At 62.8% G+C, this 14,327-nt stretch carries 15 protein-coding genes and 1 tRNA gene; 11 read left to right on the forward strand and 5 right to left on the reverse strand.

Going from position 1 to position 14,327, the window contains the following annotated elements; translation table 11 throughout:
- Together dctP and GOX53_RS16485 are read right to left on the reverse strand one after the other, a co-directional pair.
- Window positions 1-829 (reverse strand): TRAP transporter substrate-binding protein DctP (gene dctP / locus GOX53_RS16480; protein ID WP_171178211.1); only part of this gene is annotated, 829 nt, incomplete at its 3' end.
- 100 nt (window positions 830-929) lie between these two features.
- On the reverse strand, window positions 930-2,012 hold the full coding sequence (locus GOX53_RS16485; RefSeq protein WP_171178213.1) for a Gfo/Idh/MocA family protein: 1,083 nt from the start codon (window positions 2,010-2,012) through the stop codon (window positions 930-932).
- A 193-nt stretch (window positions 2,013-2,205) separates the two neighbouring features.
- Here GOX53_RS16485 and GOX53_RS16490 point away from each other — a divergent pair, with 193 nt between their 5' ends.
- Window positions 2,206-2,859 carry a GntR family transcriptional regulator gene (locus GOX53_RS16490; RefSeq protein ID WP_171178215.1) on the forward strand — a complete coding sequence of 218 codons (654 nt, stop codon included), beginning with the start codon at window positions 2,206-2,208 and terminating at the stop codon, window positions 2,857-2,859.
- A gap of 53 nt (window positions 2,860-2,912) precedes the next feature.
- Here the strand turns inward: GOX53_RS16490 and GOX53_RS16495 are convergent, their stop codons facing one another.
- Window positions 2,913-3,722 carry a helix-turn-helix transcriptional regulator gene (locus tag GOX53_RS16495; protein WP_171178216.1) on the reverse strand — a complete coding sequence of 270 codons (810 nt, stop codon included), beginning with the start codon at window positions 3,720-3,722 and terminating at the stop codon, window positions 2,913-2,915.
- 116 nt (window positions 3,723-3,838) lie between these two features.
- On the opposite strand from GOX53_RS16495, the gene GOX53_RS16500 reads away from it, so the two are divergent.
- Both GOX53_RS16500 and GOX53_RS16505 read left to right on the forward strand, forming a co-directional pair.
- Window positions 3,839-4,087, forward strand: a complete 249-nt coding sequence (locus GOX53_RS16500) for a hypothetical protein (protein ID WP_174867711.1) — start codon at window positions 3,839-3,841, stop codon at window positions 4,085-4,087.
- A 19-nt stretch (window positions 4,088-4,106) separates the two neighbouring features.
- A complete protein-coding gene (locus GOX53_RS16505) occupies window positions 4,107-5,228 on the forward strand; it encodes an aminotransferase (RefSeq protein ID WP_171178218.1) in 1,122 nt (373 codons plus the stop codon).
- A 104-nt stretch (window positions 5,229-5,332) separates the two neighbouring features.
- On the opposite strand, the gene GOX53_RS16510 is transcribed toward GOX53_RS16505, so the two are convergent.
- Window positions 5,333-5,422 (reverse strand) — tRNA-Ser (locus GOX53_RS16510).
- A gap of 203 nt (window positions 5,423-5,625) precedes the next feature.
- Between GOX53_RS16510 and GOX53_RS16515 the strand changes: the two genes are divergently transcribed.
- The 8 genes from GOX53_RS16515 (at window position 5,626) to GOX53_RS16550 (ending at window position 12,883) form a co-directional block, all read left to right on the forward strand.
- A complete protein-coding gene (locus GOX53_RS16515) occupies window positions 5,626-6,516 on the forward strand; it encodes an SPOR domain-containing protein (protein WP_171178219.1) in 891 nt (296 codons plus the stop codon).
- Between the two features lie 13 nt (window positions 6,517-6,529).
- Window positions 6,530-7,696, forward strand: coding sequence for a D-alanyl-D-alanine carboxypeptidase family protein (locus GOX53_RS16520; RefSeq protein ID WP_171178221.1), 1,167 nt, complete (start codon window positions 6,530-6,532; stop codon window positions 7,694-7,696).
- Complete coding sequence (gene tmk / locus GOX53_RS16525) at window positions 7,693-8,319, forward strand: dTMP kinase (RefSeq protein WP_171178223.1); 627 nt, start codon at window positions 7,693-7,695, stop codon at window positions 8,317-8,319. Before GOX53_RS16520 ends, tmk begins: the two co-directional genes overlap by 4 nt.
- A gap of 5 nt (window positions 8,320-8,324) precedes the next feature.
- Window positions 8,325-9,446: a DNA polymerase III subunit delta' gene (locus GOX53_RS16530; protein WP_171178225.1), complete on the forward strand. Its 1,122-nt coding sequence runs from the start codon at window positions 8,325-8,327 to the stop codon at window positions 9,444-9,446.
- Window positions 9,443-10,258 carry a TatD family hydrolase gene (locus tag GOX53_RS16535; protein WP_171178227.1) on the forward strand — a complete coding sequence of 272 codons (816 nt, stop codon included), beginning with the start codon at window positions 9,443-9,445 and terminating at the stop codon, window positions 10,256-10,258. Before GOX53_RS16530 ends, GOX53_RS16535 begins: the two co-directional genes overlap by 4 nt.
- Window positions 10,255-11,055 (forward strand): MBL fold metallo-hydrolase, encoded by an 801-nt coding sequence (locus GOX53_RS16540; protein WP_171178229.1) that lies wholly within the window; start codon window positions 10,255-10,257, stop codon window positions 11,053-11,055. Before GOX53_RS16535 ends, GOX53_RS16540 begins: the two co-directional genes overlap by 4 nt.
- A 64-nt stretch (window positions 11,056-11,119) precedes the next feature.
- Complete coding sequence (locus GOX53_RS16545) at window positions 11,120-12,052, forward strand: AEC family transporter (RefSeq protein ID WP_171178231.1); 933 nt, start codon at window positions 11,120-11,122, stop codon at window positions 12,050-12,052.
- A 129-nt stretch (window positions 12,053-12,181) separates the two neighbouring features.
- Window positions 12,182-12,883, forward strand: a complete 702-nt coding sequence (locus tag GOX53_RS16550; RefSeq protein WP_171178233.1) for a CbiX/SirB N-terminal domain-containing protein — start codon at window positions 12,182-12,184, stop codon at window positions 12,881-12,883.
- A gap of 83 nt (window positions 12,884-12,966) precedes the next feature.
- Here GOX53_RS16550 and GOX53_RS16555 read toward each other — a convergent pair whose 3' ends face one another.
- Window positions 12,967-14,250 carry a peptidoglycan-binding domain-containing protein gene (locus tag GOX53_RS16555; protein WP_171178235.1) on the reverse strand — a complete coding sequence of 428 codons (1,284 nt, stop codon included), beginning with the start codon at window positions 14,248-14,250 and terminating at the stop codon, window positions 12,967-12,969.
- Between the last annotated feature and the right edge of the window lie 77 nt (window positions 14,251-14,327).

Raw genomic sequence — 14,327 nt, forward strand, 5'->3', positions numbered from 1 at the left:
GACCGGATTCGGCTGCAGCATCGGCGGCTTCCTGAACCTTCGCCTGCTGCTCTTCGGTCAGACTGTCCCAGACGCCCTTGCCGATCGCGATATAGTTGAGGTCGACCAGATGCGAGGTCAAAACGATCTGCTTGGTGACCTCGTAGAACTTGGCGTCCACGACAGTCGGAAGCGGGTTGTCCTGACCGTCAACCGCGCCGGTCGACAGGGCCGTGTAAACCTCGGAAAACGACATCGGCGTGGGGGCTGCACCAAGGGCACTGCCTAGGAACTGCCACGCATCCGTTCCGGGCATCCGCAGATTCACCCCTGCCAGATCCGCCGGAGTGCTTACGGTCAGCTCATCCTTGGGCTGGCGCAGGTTCACCTGACGGCGGCCCAGATACATGACCGACAGCAGTTTCACGCCCAAGTCGTTTTCAACGGTCGCTTTGAACGCATCCATCAGCGGATCGTTGAACACCGCCACCTGATGCGCCGCGTCCTGATGCACGTAGCCGGCGGTGAAGATCGAGAACTCGGGGAAGAACTGCGCCAGTTCCTGCGCCGAAGTGATCGACATCTCCAGATTGCCCCGGCTGATTGCATCAAGCTCGGTGCCCTGTGCAAAGATCGTGCCGTTGTAGCTCGGCTGGTAGTCGACGAAGTCAGCCACCATCGGGGCAAAGACCTCGGCCATCGCCACCGAGCGCTGATCCGTCTCCGACCCCGAGGTCGCCATCCGTAGTGTGACTTTGTCTGCGGCAAAAGTCGCGCCTGAGGCGGACACAAGAATACTTATTGCCGCGAGAACCGACATTGCGGCTCGCCGTGTGAATTTGATCGTCATGGTGTTCCTCCCTGCGACGTCACGTCTTGTTCTTGTTGCGATTCCAATCTTTGGCATATTACGTCGATTTTGCAATATTTTTTGCAAAATATCAGATATTTTAACCAGCAGCCTGTTTAGAACCACCCAGGCCATTCAGCGGTGAAATCCGAACAGCACGCCCGGATTTGCATGAGTTTTGAATGGCTTCTATAACCTGGAGCGTCCTCAGCCCCTCCCATCCGGACACAATCGGCGCAACGCCGTTACGTACGACGTCGGCAAAGTGCCTGAGCTGATTGACCAGCGGATCGGATGCGCCGCATTTCATCGCGGTCGCCGAAATGGGCGTCCACCAATCGCGTTGCCCATCCTGATGCGTCCACAGCCGCAGATCCGGAACTGACAGCGAACCATGCGATCCGCCAATCATATAGCTGCTTTCCGACGTCGGCGGATAAACCGGGTTCTCGCGTGAGGTCATTTCCCAGCTCCACGGCGCCACGATACTGTCCGACACGCTGATGGTCCCGATGGCCCCGGTCTCGAACGTCAGCAGCGCCGCCGCCACATCCTCGTTCTCAAACCCGCGTTCGGACCGCACGGATTGCGCCTGAACGCTGACGACCTCTCCGGCCAGATGCCGCATCAGATCGATGTCGTGCACCAGATTGACCGAGATCGGACCCGCCCCAACCTTCTTGCGCCACGGGGCCGCGTCGAAATACTCATCCGGTTTGTAAAACCAGCAATTGACGTGAACGGCCCTGACGTTTCCGATCTCGCCTGTTTCGATCGCGTCCTTTGCCGCCCGGATGATGGGATTGTGCCGCCTGTGATGGCCCACCAGCAACGGCACGCCAAGGCGATCCGCCTCTCTCACTAGGCTCAGCGCATCCGAGGCCTCAACCGCAATCGGCTTTTCGACCAACACCGGACAGCCGCGGCGGATACATTCGATCCCCTGCTCAACATGCAGCGTTGTGGGCGTCGCCAGAATGATACCGTCCGGTGTCTGGTTTGCGAACAGCTCATCCAGAGTGTCATAGCACGGCACACCGTTCTCGGTGGCAAAGGCGTGGCCCTGTGCGCTCGGGTCAACGGCTGCGATCAGATCGACATCGCGCAGGGTTCTGCTTGCGACCACATGGCGCCGCCCCACCAGACCTGCCCCAACGATCGCGATTGCAAAGTTCTTAGACACGTCTTCCCTTTCGAAATGCCTTGTCCGCGCGTCCGGCAACCGCGACTCGGTGACTTTCCCGGATCGTAGGCAGGTTTTTCAGCTTTCGCAATAATATCTGATATTTTTTGTTATGCCATATACACATCAAGATTGCTGACACCCCAAAAAAGTGTTACTCGGGGTGTTCAGGTCAAAAATATCGGACAAACCTATGGCCAAGGCCCCCTCGACCGTCGGCGCAAGCACATACCAGCGAATAAAAAAAGACATCATCTTCGGCAAACTTGAGCCGGGATCGAAGCTGAAGCTCGACACCCTCAAGGATCGCTATGCCGCCAGCCTGTCGACGCTGCGCGAAACCCTGAACCGGCTTGCCAGCGAAGGTTTCGTCGAGGCGCCCGAGCAGCGCGGCTTTCTGGTGACACCGGTGTCGCGAGAGGATCTGATCGAGATCGCCGAACTGAGGGTCCTGCTGGAATGCTACGCGCTTGAGCTGTCGGTCCGGAACGGAGATACCGACTGGGAAGGCAATCTGGTCGCCGCACATCACAAGCTGCACCTGACCGAACAACAATTGCTGCGCGGCGACGAGTCGGAAAAGGAAACCTGGAAACGCTATGACTGGGAGTTCCACCAGGCGATGATTTCCGCCTGCAACTCCCGAAATCTTTTGTCCGCACACTCGCTCATCTATGACAAGTACCTGCGGTATCAGATGTTGGTTCTGACCTATCGCGGCGCCGAGGCGGTGCAGGAACACAAGGACATGTTCGACGCCGCCCTCGCCCGCGACGCCCGCAAGGCCAAGAGCCTACTGGAGGCCCACATCCGCAATGGCCTGGAACACACGCTGAACGCCATGTAGAGCACTGCGCTAAGCGCTGTGACACTCTCCGCAGGGTGCCACCAGCCTGGACTCTATACAGCGGCCCCCTGCCATTTGAGGAAAGCGCTGAACAGCTGCTGCTGGGTGCTGATCCCAAGCTTGGCATAGGCGTTCTTGCGGTGGGTTTTGACCGTCGGCAGCGCGATACCCAAGGTCAGACTGATCGACAGGCTTGAATGGCCCTTCAGGATCAACTGCACAATCTCCGCCTCACGCGGGGACAGGGTGGCACGCGCGAAATCCTGCAGTTTCCGCTCGGACTCGGTTGGGATCTGGGCATCGCCCTGCCGGGCCCAGAACTGCCGAAACGCGGTAGCGAACAGCGGCAGGAAGGGGCGCAACCGGGTCAGAAGTTCCTCGGGAAATCCACCCGCATCTGCAGGCCGGGCAAAGCTGATCTCGCCCATCGCACCCCGCGGCAGATCCACTAGCAACGCCAGTTCCTGCAGACCGGCGGGCCAGCCAGGGGTGCGATAGCCGATCTCTTCTTGGTTCTCGACCAGAATTCCCAAGGGTTCTGGGACCGGGTTCCAGTTATCGGGCGCCAGGGCCGCCATCCGGTGCAGCCCTGACGGCACCCCATCGAGAATGGCGTTGTAGATCGGATTCAGCAGGTAGGTGCTGTTTACATAGAGTTGCACCGCGTCCTTGGCCGGGCCTTCGGGATAGGTGTCGGCCAGATAATGCGGGCGCTGTCCCTTGCGGTTCACCACGCAGAAGGCGGCGGTGAAGGGCAGCAGATGGCGGGCGGCGGCGATCATCTCCAGCGCGCCGCTGCGGCCTTCGATGACGTCTGCCAGCGCGGTGCTTACTGCTTCGATGTCAGGACCTTTGTCGCCCATTTCACCCTCCAGATCGTGCCGCAATACCACGCACATGCGGGCAGTGCATCATCCTTGGGGATGATGGAAAGACCCGTTGCGCTCTACTAAAACTCGCAATCAACGAGGAAAAACCCATGATGACCACCCCCCTTGTTCTTGATTGCGACTATCGTGAGACCACGCCCGCAACAGCCGGTGAGATGGCGCTGGCGGCGCAGCATCACGGCTGGAGCGCAGAGCAGGTCCGGGGTGATCTGGCCGGGCTGTCCGTCAGGGCGTGTCCACTTCCAGAGCCTGACCGCCCGGTCTTTTTCCGTTCGGTCGGGCTGGGGCTGGAAGACATCGCCATCGCCAATGCCATCTACCGCGCTGCCAGCGCCTGAAGACGAAGGAGAAACCCTCATGCATATCGAACCTTTCGGCGTCGAAATCTGGATGAATGAGTGGGAGACCAGGTGCGAATGGAACCTGGCCGAGACCTGCGTCGAAAGCCTGACGATTGAGGAACTGCTGCGGCTGGCGGGCAGGAACGAGAACAGCCTGTCGGAATTGCTGGGCATGAAGATGACCTATGGCGCCATCGAGGGCTCGGACCGGCTGCGCCGCGCGATTGCCTCGCTCTATGACCGGCAGGAGGTTGAGAACACCGTCGTCACCCATGGCACCATTGGCGCGAACATGCTGGTGCACAAGGCCCTGGTATCGCGCGGGGACCGGGTGGTGGCCGTGGTGCCGACCTATCAGCAGCACTATTCGATCCCCGTCAGCATCGGGGCGGATGTGCTCCAGCTCAGCCTGCGTGAGGAGAACGGGTTTCTGCCGGATCTCGACGAGTTGCGCGCGCTGGCGGTCCCGGGCACCAAGCTGATCGCCATCAACAACCCGAACAACCCGACAGGCGCGCTGATGGATCGGGCGATGCTGGAGGAGATCGCGGCCATTGCCCGCGAGGCGGGCGCTTGGATCCTGTGTGACGAGGTCTATCGCGGCACCGATCAGGAAGGGGCGGGCATGACCGCTTCGATTGCCGATATCTATGAAAAGGGCATTTCGACTGCCGGCATGTCCAAGGCCTATTCTCTGGCCGGGCTCCGGCTCGGGTGGATCGCGGGCCCGACGGAGGTGATAGAGGCGGTTTCGATCCACCGCGACTATGACACCATCTCGGTCGGGATGGTAGACGATCACTTTGCCGCGTTGGCACTGGAAAACCGTGAACAGGTGCTGGCGCGCAGCCAGCGAATTACCCGTGGCAATCTGGGGATTCTGGACGACTGGGTGGAGCGGGAGCCGCTTATCTCCTGGGTGAAGCCGCGCTCGGGCACCACCGCCTTGCTGAAATACGACCTACCGATGCCTTCGCGGGATTTCTGCGTGGCGCTGTTGAAAGAGACCGGGGTGATGTTCACCCCCGGCTCGGCCCTGGGTATGGAGGGCTATGTCCGCATCGGCTATGCCAACGGTCCGGAGATATTGAAAGAAGGCCTCGCGCGGGTGTCAGAGTTTCTTTCAGGAAAGCCGTAGGCTGAAAAGGTTCACTCAATTCAGCCATTCGCCAAAGCACCAATGGAGGCCTTATCGGCGTCTTGAAAGGTCCCATCTCCCGCTTGGCGGTGACCTATTCTGAGTGGCGGGGAGACAGGGATTCGAACCCTGGGAACGCTCTCACGTTCAACGGTTTTCAAGACCGCCGCATTCGACCACTCTGCCACCTCCCCGGCGCAGGCAGGGTCTAAGGCCAAGCTGCGGCGGTGGCAAGCCAAAAGAGGGAAATCTTGCCGAGCCTTCCGCAGCGGGCTTTCATTAGTAAGGGCTGCGCGCTATCATCTGCGCGGCGGGCCTGCAAAGGCCTATCAGACAACGTCGGTCAACCGGCGGCAGGGCGCGGAAAGTGGCCCGGGTTCAGGCAAGGGACAAGAAGATGAAGCGAGCGACAGCGACACGCAACAGGCCGTATCGTCTGGTGATGCTGGCCGTGGCATTTGGCGCATTGGCGGGCTGTGAAGAAGGATCACCGATGTCCTTTTTGAAACCCAAGGAAGAGCCTGCGACCGAGACCCCCGAAAGCAGCGAAAGCGAAAGTGGGAATGTGATCGAACGCGACGTCGAAAAGCCCGACGTGTTCGAGACCACCGAAAAAGGTCTGTGGGACGGGCGCCCGTCGCTGGGTGGCATCTGGGTTGCGCATCCGGACGCAGAAACGCCCGAGCGGGTGATCATCCGGAATACCTCCAACGGCAAATCGGTGAACGGCGCCCTGTTCCGGCGCGAACGCGATATTCCAGGGCCGAGCTTGCAGGTTTCATCCGAGGCCGCCGAAGAGCTTGGGATGCTGGCCGGCGCTCCGACCGAACTGTATGTGATCGTGTTGCGCCGCGAAAAAGTCGAAGTGGCACCGCCGCCTGAGCCCGCCCCTGCACCGGCAGATGCTGCCGCACCTGTCGAGGCGGCAGCGGTGGAAACAAGTGGTGAAATCACCGAGACCCCGCTTGATCCGATCGTCGGCGCAGCCGCCGCGATCGAGGCGGCGGAGCCAGAGGTTGCCGCAGCACCGGCTGCTCCGGCAAAAACCTCGTCGCTGATGAAGCCCTATGTCCAGATCGGGACCTATGGCGTGGAAGAAAACGCCAATCGCGCCGCGGAACAACTGCAGGCTGCCGGGCTGACCGCGACCGTGCGTGAAGGAACCCGGAGAGACAAACCACTCTGGCGCGTTCTGGCCGGACCGGTCCAGACCCGGGCCGAGCGCAAGGAGTTGCAGAAAAAGGTGGCGGAACTCGGGTTCTCGGACGCCTATATCGTAAGAAAATAAGGAGGAAGCCGCCGTGCTGTCTTCGCTTCGCTCAACTGCCCTTGCCTTAAGCCTTGCGCTGCTCGCGCTGCCGGCGCAGGCATTCGACACCTCGGCCAACGCGGCCTATGTGCTGGATCAGACCACCGGCACGGTGCTGTTGTCGAAAGAGCCGGATCAGCCCCTGCCGCCAGCATCGATGTCCAAGCTGATGACGCTCTATGTGGCGTTCGAGGCGCTGCGCGACGGGCGGCTGACACTGGATGAACGCCTGCCGGTATCGGAGCATGCGATGAGCTATGGCGGCTCGACCATGTTCCTGAACACGCAGGACCGGGTGCGGGTCGAGGATCTGTTGCGCGGCATCATCGTGCTGTCGGGCAACGACGCCTGCGCCGTGATCGCCGAGGCGCTCAGCCCCGACGGGACCGAAGCCGGGTTCTCCCGCTACATGACCCAGCGGGCGCAACAGATGGGCATGAACAATTCGACCTTCGCCAATTCCAACGGCTGGCCGGCAGCGGGACATATGATGTCGGTCCGGGACCTAGCGACACTGGCGGACCGGCTGATCGCGGATTTCCCGGAGTATTATCCGCTCTTTGCCGAGGAAGAGTATGAATTTGATGGCCGCGCGCCCTCGAACACACGCAACCGCAACCCGCTGCTCAAACTCGGGATCGGGGCCGACGGGCTCAAGACCGGGCACACGGTCGAGGCGGGCTACGGTCTGGTCGGATCGGCCAAACAGGGCGACCGCCGGGTGATCTTCGTGCTGACCGGGCTGGAAAGCACCGGCCGCCGCGCAGAGGAGGCCGAGGCCATCGTTAACTGGTCGTTTCGCCATTTTGTCGAGAAAACCATTGCCAAAGCGGACACGCCCGTCGCGCAAGCGGACGTCTGGATGGGGGCAGAGCGATCGGTAGGGCTGGTGCCCGCGCAGGATCTGAGCCTGCTGTTGCCCATTCTTTCGGGCAAGAGCGTCGAGGCCGAGGTGGTCTATGAAGGGCCGGTGAACGCGCCGGTGACCAAGGGCCAGCAACTTGCCGAACTGGTCATCAAGCCCGAAGGTCTACCCGAGATCCGCCGACCTCTGGTCGCCTCGCAAGACGTGCCGCTGGGCGGGTTCGTGATCCGCATGATGACCGTCGCCGGGATCGTGCTTGACGACATCATCAACGGTCCGCTGGAGGCGATGTGACGCAAAAAGGGCTGTTCCTGACCTTCGAGGGGATCGACGGATCGGGAAAATCCACTCAGGCGCGGCGTCTGGCAGATGTCTTGTGCGCGCAGGGCCGCGAGGTGGTGCTGACGCGCGAGCCCGGCGGCTCACCCGGGGCCGAGGAAATCCGGCGGCTGGTGCTGGAAGGCAACCCTGACCGCTGGTCCGCCGAGACCGAGATTCTGCTGTTCACCGCCGCCCGCCGCGATCATCTGGAGCGCACCATCCAGCCCGCGCTGGAGGCGGGCAAGGTGGTGATCTGCGACCGTTTTGCGGACAGCACGCGGATGTATCAGGGCCTCTCGCGCGGCGAGTTACGCCCGGTGGTGGACCAGTTGCATACGCTGATGATCGGGCGTGAGCCGGATCTGACCCTGCTGATCGACATGGACCCCGACACCGGGCTGTCCCGCGCCAAGGGGCGGCAGGGCACGGAAGAGCGGTTCGAGGATTTTGGCCCCGATCTGCAGCACCGCATGCGGGCGGGTTTTCTGGCGCTGGCCGAGGAATTCCTGGATCGGTTCCGCATCATCGACGGCAATCGTGACGTGGACAGCGTGGCGGCGGATGTGACAGATATCGTGATGCAGACATTGCGATAAATCTGATGAGCGACAACACACCGACCCCGGATCAGGCCCCCGGCGCCCCCCACCCGCGTGAGACAGCGCAGCTTTTCGGCCAGTCAGCGGCGGAAGAGGCGTTTCTGGGCGCCTACACCTCGGACCGACTGCACCATGGTTGGCTGCTGACCGGACCGCAGGGTGTGGGCAAGGCCACGCTGGCCTGGCGCATCGCGCGGTTTCTGCTGGCCACACCTCAGGCGGACGAGGGCGGGTTGTTCGGCGCACCGCCGCCTCCGACCTCGCTGGAGTTCGACCCGGAGCATCCGGTCTCGCACCGCATTCTGGCCGGAGCCGAGCCGGGTCTGGCCACGATCACCCGCTCGCTCAACGATCAGGGACGGCTGCGGGCCGAGATCGTGGTCGATGATATCCGCAAGCTGGGCCGGTTCTTCGGCCTGTCCTCCACTGATGGCGGGCGGCGGGTGGTGATCGTCGATTCGGCGGATGAGATGAATGTCAGCGCGGCCAATGCGCTGCTGAAGATGCTGGAAGAGCCCCCGGCGCGCACCACGCTGTTGCTGATCTCGCACCAGCCCTCGCGCCTGTTGCCCACCATCCGCTCACGCTGTCGCACCTTGCGCCTGTCGCCGCTGGGCGCCTCTGATATGCAGGCCGCCCTTGCGCAGGCCGGAACCGAGTTGCCCGACAATACCGATCACCTCGCGGCGCTGGCTTCCGGCTCGGTCGGTGCGGCGCTGCGGCTGATCAATCTGGGCGGGCTGGAACTCTATGCCGAACTGATCGGAATTCTGGGCACCCTGCCGCGCCTAGACCGCCAGCGGGCATTGCGGCTGGCCGAGTCCGCGGCGCAACGTGGCGCCGCCGACCGGTTCGAACTGCTCCTGACCCTGATCGACGTGGCGCTCGCCCGCCTTGCCCGTACCGGCGCCACCGGCCAGCCGCCGACGCCCGAGGCCGCCGACGGTGAGGCGCAGACCCTCGCCCGTCTTGCCTCGGACCCGCAGCGTGGCCGCAAATGGGCCGAGGTTGCAGCCACCATCACCGCCCGCGCCCGCCACGGGCAGGCGGTGAACCTTGACCCCGCCGCCCTTGTCCTAGATACGGTTTTCAAGATGCAGGAAACCGCCAGTTGGGGCACATGAGCGACGCCGTTCACACACCGGAAATCACCGACAGCCATTGCCACCTCGACTTCCCCGATTTCGAAGGGCAGTTGGGCGATATCGTCACCCGCGCCGCCGAGGCCGGCGTGACCCGCATGGTCACAATCTGCACCCGCCCGCGCAACGAACCGAACGTGCGCGCGATCGCCGAGGCGCACGCGCCCGTGTTCTACGCGGCAGGCACCCACCCGATGAGCGCCGCCGAGGAACCGATGACCACGGCAGACGAGTTGGTGACGCTGGCGCAGCATCCGAAATTCGTCGGCATCGGCGAGACCGGGCTGGATTACCACTACACGAGCGACAGCGCCGAGGTGCAGAAACAATCGCTGCGCATCCATATCGAGGCTGCCCAGCGCACCGGCCTGCCGCTGATTATCCATGCCCGCGCTGCCGATGACGACATGGCCCGCATTCTGACCGAAGAACATCGCAACGCGCCCTATTCCTGCGTGATGCACTGCTTTTCCTCCTCGGCGGAACTGGCCCGCGCCGCGCTGGATCTGGGATTCTACCTGTCGATGTCCGGCATCGCCGCGTTTCCCAAAAGCCAGGAGCTGCGCGATATCTTCGCCGCCGCCCCTGTGGAGCGCGTCCTGATCGAAACCGACGCGCCCTATCTGGCCCCGCCGCCCCATCGCGGCAAGCGCAACGAACCGGCCTATACCGCCCACACCGCCCGCAAGGGGGCCGAGGTGTTCGGCATGGACTATGCCGAGTTCGCCGCTCAGACGCAGACGAATTTTGACCGGCTGTTCTCCAAGGTCGCGGCCTACAAGGCGGCTGCATGACCAACGAACTGCGTTTCACCATCCTCGGCTGCGGCTCGTCGGGCGGGGTGCCCCGGCTGGGCGGCCATTGGGGAGATTGCGATCCGCAGAACCCGAAAAACCGCCGCCGCCGCTGCTCGATGCTGGTGGAGCGTGAGGGTCGGGACGGCACGACCTCGATCCTGATTGACACCACGCCGGACATGCGCAGCCAGTTGCTGGACACCGGCACCGGGCGGCTCGACGGCGTGGTCTATACCCATTCCCACGCCGATCATGTCCACGGCATCGACGACCTGCGCATGATCGTCTTCAACATGCGCTCGCGCATTCCAGTCTGGGCCGACGGCGACACCCAGAATGCGCTGCTGGGACGGTTCGGTTACGCCTTCATCCAGCCCGAAGGCTCGCCTTATCCGCCGATCCTCGACCTCAAGACCATCGACGGGCCCTTCGAAATCGACGGCCCCGGAGGCCCGATCCCGCTGCGGCCCTTTCGGGTCAATCACGGCTCGATCGACTCGCTGGGGTTTCGCATTCACGACCTGGCCTATCTGCCGGACGTGGCCGAGATCTATGACGACGCCTGGCCCGAGCTGCAAGACCTCGACTGCTGGGTACTGGACGCGCTGCGGCGCAGCCCACACCCGACCCACACGCATCTTGAGAAATCGCTGGGCTGGATCGACCAGATGCGACCGAAACGCGCCATCCTGACCAACATGCATATCGACCTCGACTATGCGGCGCTCGACGGCGAAACCCCGGATTACATCACGCCTGCCTATGACGGCATGGTGATCCGCTACCCGCTCTAGACCTCTTGCCAGGCCGACCGAGCATATCCCCGCCCAAGGCGTCCACCAACCCGAGGCGCGGGTCATGTTTCAAAGCCTGATCGACGTCATCCTGCCGGTCTTTCTGGTGATCGGCGCAGGGTATGCCGCGACGCGGGCGGGGTATTTCCGCACCGATCATATCGACGGGCTGATGCGGTTCACCCAGAGTTTCGCTATCCCCTGCCTGCTGTTTCACGCCATTGCAGGTCTGGACCTTGAGGCCAGCTTCGACCCCCGCCTGCTGGCCAGTTTTTACACCGGCGCTGCTCTGTGTTTCACCGCCGGTCTGTTCGGCGCCCGACTGATCTTTGACCGCGATTGGGAGGATTGCGTCGCCATCGGCTTTTGCTGCCTGTTCTCGAACTCGGTCCTGCTGGGGTTGCCGATTACCGAGCGCGCCTACGGCGCGGGCAACCTGACCGGCAACTACGCCATCATCGCCTTCCATTCGCCGTTCTGCTACGGCGTCGGCATCACGATGATGGAGATCATCCGCAACCGCGGCGATGGCGGGCGGCGCATGGCGCGCTCGGTGCTGACGGCGATGTTCAAGAACGCGCTGATCCTTGGAATCGCTCTGGGCTTTGTCGTCAACCTCTCAGGGCTTGCGGTGCCGCTGGTGGTGGACGAGGCACTGGGCCTGATCACCCGCGCTGCCCTGCCCGGGGCGCTGTTTGCACTCGGTGGCGTGCTGGTGCAGTACCGGCCCGAGGGCGATCTGCGCACCATCCTGTTCGTCTGCTGCATCTCTCTGATCCTGCACCCGACGTTGGTTTGGTTGTTCGGCAAGGCACTGTCACTACCACAAGACCTGTTCCGCTCGGCGGTGCTGAACGCCTCGATGGCAACGGGGTTCAACGGCTATATCTTCGCGAGCATGTATGGGCGGGCCAAACGGGTCGCGGCCTCGTCGGTGCTGATTGCCACCGGGGCGTCGATCCTGACGGTCTGGGTGTGGCTGACCATGTTGGAGTAATTTTCATGCATATTTATCATAATATTACGCGCCGGTCTTCATACAAAAAGCCACACGATTTCGATGTGTTTCAATTGACATGATAAGCTGTGGACGCATCTTTGCGGCAGACAAACAGGAACCCCAAGAATGCCACACGCTTTGATCGTCGCACATGGCCAACCCTCGGACCCGGCCCCTGCTGAGGCCGCCCTGTCCAGCTTTGCCCGCCGCGTGCAGGCAGCGACATCCGGTGTCACTGTCCATTCGGCCACGCTGGCCGCTCCGGGGCGGTTCGAGGCTGCTTTGGCAGACCTGCCCGAAGACGCGGTGATCTATCCGCTGTTCATGGCCAAAGGCTGGTTTGTCACCAGCGCCCTGCCCAAACGACTTGGAGACCGCCCGCTGGCCATTTTGGACCCGCTGGGAGTGGACACCGCCCTGCCAGATCTGGCAGCAGCCTCTCTTAAGGATGAGATCGCTGGACTGGAATGGACGCCCGAACAGACGCAACTGGTTCTGGCCGCGCACGGCTCGGGCCGCAGCCGCAACCCATCGCAGGTCGCCCGCAGATTTGCGGCAGAGCTGGAACAGCGGCTGCCGCTTGCGGGGCTTCATGTCGGTTTTGTCGAGGAAACGCCGTCAATCACCGATGCCGCGCATGGAACCGGGGAAACCGCCCTGTGCCTGCCCTTCTTCGCTTGTCAGGGCGGGCATGCGCAGGAAGACGTGCCCGAGGCGCTTGAGGCGGCTGGGTTTCAGGGCCGCACGCTGCCGGTTCTGGGTGAACTGCCGCCAATCCCGGCGCATATCGGTCAACGGCTGTCGGAGCACTTCGAGAGCGTCACCTGATGTCTATCGCCTTAGCTGGACAATACAAAACCCCCGCGAACGCAACGCCCGCGGGGGGTTCGCTGATTAAGCGTGTTTCAGGATCAGTTCCCTGACGAGGTCGAGAACACCGGCAGCGAGCCGCCGCCCGCGCCACCGCTTGCCTCGCTCAGCACCGCGATGCGGTCAGGTGTCTGTCCCAGTACTGTATTGCCGCTTTGGGCCGCGCCCAGTGCAAGCCGCATCCAGTCGCCGGGCTGCGAGCCGGTCGATTTGTTCACCCCAAGCCCTTCGCGCAGATGGTGGCTGACGACCTCGCCATAGCCGGACTGACCGGCAGCGGCGAGCAGCACGCCCGAGGCGAGCGCCATGTCGGCATCATCGAGACGATAACCGACGCCCAGACACACCTTGCCGCCCGAGACCAGTTGGTCCATCGGCTGACCTGAATTGCGCAGGAAGCCCGAGGTCTTGTCGATCACTTCACCCATGGCGGTGTATTCGATCCCCGAGACCTGCGGCTCCAGCGCCTCGGTCAGGCGCAGGCATTGATCCTCGATCTGCGGGGCAGTCATGTTGGGGATTGCCTCCTCCAACTGGCTGGCCTCGGCCATGGCTTGTACCCGCGCATGGCAGAACTGTTCGTTCAGCGCCAGCGCGGGATTGGTCACCGAACCGGGCTGTGCCGAACCGCCATTCGAAGCAGTCGCCACATTGGTCTCGTTGCAGAGCGCATTGGGCGATTTGCCGGTCGAGGCGAACCCGAAGGACGGCAGCTGACCGCCGGTATCCGCGCGCGCCGTCACGGTGCCCTGCGGGGCCGTGCCCTGCTGCTGGGTCTGCGGAACCACCGCGAGCTGGGATTGCGGCTGCGCGGGGGTGGCGATGCCCAGTTGCTCGTTCCGGTAGGTTCTGAGCAACCCGGCCTGCCCCTGGCTGGCCAGAATCTGGTTGTACGGCGCCACATGGGCACTGGACAGCGCGCGCTGATGCGAGGTCAGCAGGAAATTGCGCTCATGCGCGTCGAGATAGCCGTCGATGTTGTAGCCCATGTCAGCCTGGTAGCGGGAAATACCTGCCCGGCTGCGGCGCCCGAGCTGGCCGTCGACCACGCCGACATTATAGCCGAAGTAGTTCAGCGCGGACTGTACCTCGCGGTTTTGCTGGCGCTGCGCGGCGGTTGTACCGGAATAACCGGTTGCGCGTCTGGTCGACTGGCGCGCGGCCCGCTGCTGACGCTGCTTGTTCTTGTGAACCTCATTGACGATCAGACCCCCAACCAGCGCTCCGCCCAGAAATGCGGCGCCTTCGTCGGCTTGTGATTCTGTTGCGGGGGCGAGGACAAGGCCAGCGGCCACAGCGGTGGCGCACAGATACTTTGCAATCATAACAACAACCTCTCAGATTTCGGGACCCGCCGGCGGGCGGAATCCAGCATTACTTATTAATTCAAATGATAGCTCAA

Origin of the sequence: Ruegeria sp. HKCCD8929 (genome assembly GCF_013031405.1) — a bacterium.
Lineage (GTDB): Bacteria > Pseudomonadota > Alphaproteobacteria > Rhodobacterales > Rhodobacteraceae > Ruegeria.

What these genes read in the sequence shown, in the direction of transcription:
- GOX53_RS16490 (WP_171178215.1), top strand. Translation starts at nt 2,206, where the DNA reads ATGGCCAAGGCCCCCTCGACCGTCGGCGCAAGCACATACCAGCGAATA.
- GOX53_RS16495 (WP_171178216.1), bottom strand. Translation starts at nt 3,722, where the DNA reads ATGGGCGACAAAGGTCCTGACATCGAAGCAGTAAGCACCGCGCTGGCA.
- GOX53_RS16500 (WP_174867711.1), top strand. Translation starts at nt 3,839, where the DNA reads ATGATGACCACCCCCCTTGTTCTTGATTGCGACTATCGTGAGACCACG.
- GOX53_RS16505 (WP_171178218.1), top strand. Translation starts at nt 4,107, where the DNA reads ATGCATATCGAACCTTTCGGCGTCGAAATCTGGATGAATGAGTGGGAG.
- GOX53_RS16515 (WP_171178219.1), top strand. Translation starts at nt 5,626, where the DNA reads ATGAAGCGAGCGACAGCGACACGCAACAGGCCGTATCGTCTGGTGATG.
- GOX53_RS16530 (WP_171178225.1), top strand. Translation starts at nt 8,325, where the DNA reads ATGAGCGACAACACACCGACCCCGGATCAGGCCCCCGGCGCCCCCCAC.
- GOX53_RS16535 (WP_171178227.1), top strand. Translation starts at nt 9,443, where the DNA reads ATGAGCGACGCCGTTCACACACCGGAAATCACCGACAGCCATTGCCAC.
- GOX53_RS16540 (WP_171178229.1), top strand. Translation starts at nt 10,255, where the DNA reads ATGACCAACGAACTGCGTTTCACCATCCTCGGCTGCGGCTCGTCGGGC.
- GOX53_RS16545 (WP_171178231.1), top strand. Translation starts at nt 11,120, where the DNA reads ATGTTTCAAAGCCTGATCGACGTCATCCTGCCGGTCTTTCTGGTGATC.
- GOX53_RS16550 (WP_171178233.1), top strand. Translation starts at nt 12,182, where the DNA reads ATGCCACACGCTTTGATCGTCGCACATGGCCAACCCTCGGACCCGGCC.
- GOX53_RS16555 (WP_171178235.1), bottom strand. Translation starts at nt 14,250, where the DNA reads ATGATTGCAAAGTATCTGTGCGCCACCGCTGTGGCCGCTGGCCTTGTC.